Origin of the sequence: Cloacibacillus sp. (assembly GCA_036655895.1) — a bacterium.
Taxonomy (GTDB): Bacteria; Synergistota; Synergistia; order Synergistales; family Synergistaceae; genus JAVVPF01.
Window position 1 is genome coordinate 1 of sequence record JAVVPF010000156.1, and the last position, 524, is coordinate 524.

1 other RNA gene is annotated in these 524 nt (G+C 37.2%); it reads left to right on the top strand.

Annotated elements, in window-relative coordinates:
- An RNA gene (gene ffs / locus RRY12_13425) (signal recognition particle sRNA large type) lies at positions 1 to 238 on the top strand; the annotation flags it as partial.
- Positions 239 to 524: the final 286 nt, after the last annotated feature.

Below are 524 nucleotides of genomic sequence, written 5' to 3' on the forward strand. Positions count from 1 at the left end.
CTGTAACCTGCAATCCGCTACAGCAGGGTTGAATCCCTCGCCTAGGTTTTAACTTGTGTGGTCTGACCCATATAAGTGGTGTTGAGAACTGGGTCCCACGCAATGGAAATTCATGAACCTCGTCAGGTCCGGAAGGAAGCAGCGATAAGTGAACACTTCCATGTGCCGTGGATCAATCTGGTTTGAGCTAACTGTATGGGTAACGCACATAGGCTAACTATCGAAGCGAGGTGTACGACTTTAATATGACACATAAGATGCTTAAATAGCATCTTTTTTATTTATAATGAGAACTAGCAGGAAAATATTTCTTGCTAGTTTCGTTTATAATAAAGTAAATATAGATGAAATTATTCACATATGACAGTTTAAAATATATAATATAGGTAAATGAAGAAAAGGCCCATTTTGATCAACGGCCTTAATGTAAAGCTAACAATAATGTTCGATTCTTTAAACATTAAAAAGAGAGGTGATAAATCATGGCGTATACAGCATTATATAGAGAATGGAGACCGAGAATT